The 3,753-nt window shown below is 58.2% G+C and carries 2 protein-coding genes; one reads left to right on the top strand and one right to left on the bottom strand.

Annotated elements, in window-relative coordinates:
* Positions 1–1,582 precede the first annotated feature (1,582 nt).
* Positions 1,583–1,858 (top strand): hypothetical protein, encoded by a 276-nt coding sequence (locus tag AC1Q61_RS32625; protein WP_128638038.1) that lies wholly within the window; start codon positions 1,583–1,585, stop codon positions 1,856–1,858.
* Between the two features lie 527 nt (positions 1,859–2,385).
* On the opposite strand, the gene AC1Q61_RS32620 is transcribed toward AC1Q61_RS32625, so the two are convergent.
* Positions 2,386–3,450, bottom strand: coding sequence for a hypothetical protein (locus AC1Q61_RS32620; RefSeq protein WP_128638037.1), 1,065 nt, complete (start codon positions 3,448–3,450; stop codon positions 2,386–2,388).
* Positions 3,451–3,753: the final 303 nt, after the last annotated feature.

The following is a 3,753-nucleotide window of genomic DNA, read 5'->3' as shown; positions in this document are numbered from 1 at the left end:
GGACAGGAGACCGGATGATCACATTCACGCCCCTTGCTTCCAGTGAACTTCGCCTGCGAATCGACCTCTCCAAACCCACTCTTTGGTGTGCCCACCACAATCTCGATCGGATGGGGCGACCCGCGCCACGTACTTGGAGACGGGATCGCACGCGACCTTCACGGAATCGACTGTTAGACCTAACATTTCGAGGGCAGTCCGCCTTAGGAACTGGCAGTCGCTGCATGCTGAGCGCCTTCCGTGGACAGCACTCCGAGGTGCCAGTCGGTGAGAATGTCGTCGATCGCCACCGTGATGCTCTGTTGGGTGTTCATCGGCTGGGGAGCGGCGACCGCTCCAAGGAGCGTCGTACAGCTTGCTTGCGAAAACCGTTGCGCGGCTTCATTGTCATGCAACTCCCCGTTAGATTGCTGTAGCGACCAGTGCCTCAACCATGTCAGTCCATTCTCGATAGGCGACGGCAGATCCGGCGATCCCTCACCCCGCGCTAAGCCTTAGCCCTGCTCGCGGTCGAAGATTCGCGATCACAGCTTCGGCACACGCTCAGTCAGAAATGTCGGCTGGTCGATCGACAACTGCACGGACTCGGCTCTGGTAGCGGCTGCCTTTGGTCGTTCTTGAGAAGATCCCTTAGCAATTTCTCACGCTGCTGCTCGTCCATCTTTGTAGGAATCACGTGGTCGATCTGGATGTCGAGGAAATCTTTGGGCTTCCTACACCAGTGGCATGCACCGCCCCTGGCGTTGTAGAGGGCAAAACGCAATGACTTATTCTTCTCACTGTCAGTGCTGTAACGGACCTCAGTGTTCACAAACAGCTTCCATTCAGTGTGCCCCATATTTACCGGGTGTGTGCATTGAATCGCACGGGCGAGTCCGGGGACGAATTCGCCCTGCGTTTCCCGGAGCGGGACCGCCCGAAACAGTTGACACCGTGCCCGGCCAACAAGTGAACAGCCCCAAATCGCCTCCACCACACACGAACAGTTGTGTAGCGGTATCAATTCCGGTCGATTCGGCGATCTTCATCGTCTCCACCGCCACAGTCGTCACGTGCTTGATCAGATCAACGATGTGGGTCGGGTCGTCGAACAAGCCCTTGGGGTCGTTTACGATGCCGGACGCTTGTAGGTCTTGACCTGGTATCGGCTATGATACCGGCCAGTGCCGAGCGGACCCGAGCATATACTGCTCAGCCTCCTCTAGGATGTCGAGCCGTTGCCTACCCTGACGAATTCATCGCCAGGCCAAGTCCATCTCGGCGATGAGCGTGTCGATCTAGGCCGCGATTCTGCTTGAGGCGCAGACAGATCGGGGGACTTGGATGGCGATATCGGTACCGTCGGCGGTGGCGGAAATCTATCACCCTACGTGTAGATCAGGCGACCTTCGTGTAGTCCGCCCGACCCGAGATCCACTGACCCGAAGCCGAGGTGAGTGCCATCACCCCAAGTCAAAGCACTGAACGAAAACGACTTCACCATGACGAACCTCGTAACTCGCTCATCTCACATCGAGACGAGCGAGACCGCAACCGTGGGCTCCCATCAACGGGTCACTGCATTGGTCGCTAGTATCTTCTGATGGAACAGCGCGAATACTTGATCGAAGTGAGCTGCATCGAGGACCAACAACCAGTTCGAAAGTACCTACGGGAAGAAGGACTATCCCCTTCCTCCGCCAGTGAAGAGTGGATAATCGAAGCGACAGGGCCAGATAAACGTCAGTTCGACGCCGAGTATCTAGCGGTCCGTTCGACACTCTCAAGATCTGAAATGGGCTTGAAAATCGCAGGGCACGAATGGAACGTTCAGGTAATTGACGAACGCGAAGCCAAGACCTATCCAGCCACTAAATAGCCAAGTGCCTTCCGAGTAGAAGCTCAACATGCCAATGATGCCACGAAACATTTGTTCCCGCCCCGCTTCAGTTGAGTTCCGTGGAGTCGCGATATTTGACCTCAGGCTACGGGTTGGCGTCTGAAGTGTACGTTCTCGAATTCGATCGAAGTCAGCATCCCGAGGGCACTGTGCCAACGTAAACGCCTCGTCGCTCCTGGTCACTCCACTACGGGCAATCTCGCAGCACGGAGCGTGTCGAGTAGTCATGGCCCGCTCGACGGACCGCCGACCGCTGGAGCCTGCTGTCGTCACCTCATGGCTTCCTTCGCAGTGTCAATACCAAGGAATAGTGACTTCACAACGGTTGACTCTGATCGGCAGGCCCGCCGCAGTGCCCGCCGGCGGGTTACGTTCGCCCGCATCGGGACCGACACCGCAACAGACGGTTTCAGTTCATATGCACAGTGCACGCTTCATGCACGTACATCCGTGAACGCCCACCGTAGAGGCTCAGTTTCCAGGCTGGGCATGCAGGCTCCCGACGATTACATCCCATCCAGATGGCTTCGTCCTTGCATCAGCCGCCCCTCCGCACTTCCGGGAATGAGGCGGGCGAGTTTGAGCCGACCGCGCGCCCAGTTCACCAGGTCTGCCGGATACAGCTCGACCAACGTGAGGTTATGTTCAGCGGCGAGGAGGCGTTTGCGTACCGTCTTGGCGTCGTATTTCGGGTCGCCGGCAAGGCCGAAATACTCAATCCAGATATCACCTACCTTGAAGTCGGCGCGCATCAAGCTGCCTGGATACCGAGGTTCCTTCTCGTGCGGAATGCGTTCCGCGGTCAGCCAGTCGTCAATGGTCCTCTCGCCAAGCGAAGTACACACGTGCCCATCCGCCGCGACTGACCTGATCCCCCGCGCCATCTTCTGGGTACCGTTGGGCAGCACGCTGGCTGCTATCAGGAGCCCTAACCATGAGCCGAACTCTGCCTTTACAGATGCGATGTCCGGTTGTGTCATTCCAAGCTCAAGCAGCTCGCGTCGCAGGTCGGCGGACATGCCTGCGAACGGCTGCCCGCTCGAAAGGATCCCTTGGGGAGGCACGGATCCAAAGAGCGAAGCCAAGCGAGTGGCATATTCGATCATCGCCGAACGAGTCGTCGCCGCTGACTCCGGCACACCGTAACACCCATTTTGGGAGCATTCCTGGCAGAAATCGATCGCGTCGACACCGCCAAGCCGGTCGACTGCCCACGGTGCGACTTGCGACTCGGAGAAGCCCGATTTGCATAGTACGCAACGCTTCTCCTGCGGCCGCCGGATTAACGACTCCAACCCGAGTGCCTGTGCTCGTGCGACACCGAAGTACATGACGAGGTTGTAGTGGGCATACTGAACGCACAGTGAGTCCGCTTCCCGCCATCGTTCGTATGTGTCGGGCACTGTGATCGCCTCGATCGCGGGGTGAAGCCTCCAGTGGTACAACCATGCGGATGTTTTGATTTGCTCCGCGAGAACCGCGTCTTGCTCGGCGCCCCACCAGCGGAGCACGTGAGGGTTTGCTGCCCACTCAGCCGGAACGTGCGGGACCGCATAATCATGTTTAGTCATCGTTCTCCTTGGACAGCACAACAGCACTCCTTGTTTGTCTGCGCAACATCAATATTGGTTACGTGCCGTCGCGGGCCTAGGTAGAAGCCTGCACCGTCGACCTCAACTGGTAGATGCAGCGAGGCTCCGGGCGCCATCTCGGGCACGGCCGCGTTGCCGTCGTGCGGACCCGGTGGAATGGCGCACAATTTTTTGCGCCGTACAACGGCGTAGACGTTGCAGCACACTAGTTGTACGAGGCACGGACGTTGGTTACGCGATGCTGGCGATAAGCAGCGGGCGGTCGTCCTCCGCGTGTTGAAT

Source organism: Rhodococcus sp. MPR-R1B, assembly GCF_058793255.1.
Note: the sequence above shows the minus strand (reverse complement) of the source record. Positions and strands in the feature narration are given on the sequence as shown.

Bases quoted from the DNA above. Each gene is read 5' to 3' on its own strand.
- AC1Q61_RS32625 (WP_128638038.1), top strand. From the start codon at position 1,583: ATGGAACAGCGCGAATACTTGATCGAAGTGAGCTGCATCGAGGACCAA.
- AC1Q61_RS32620 (WP_128638037.1), bottom strand. From the start codon at position 3,450: ATGACTAAACATGATTATGCGGTCCCGCACGTTCCGGCTGAGTGGGCA.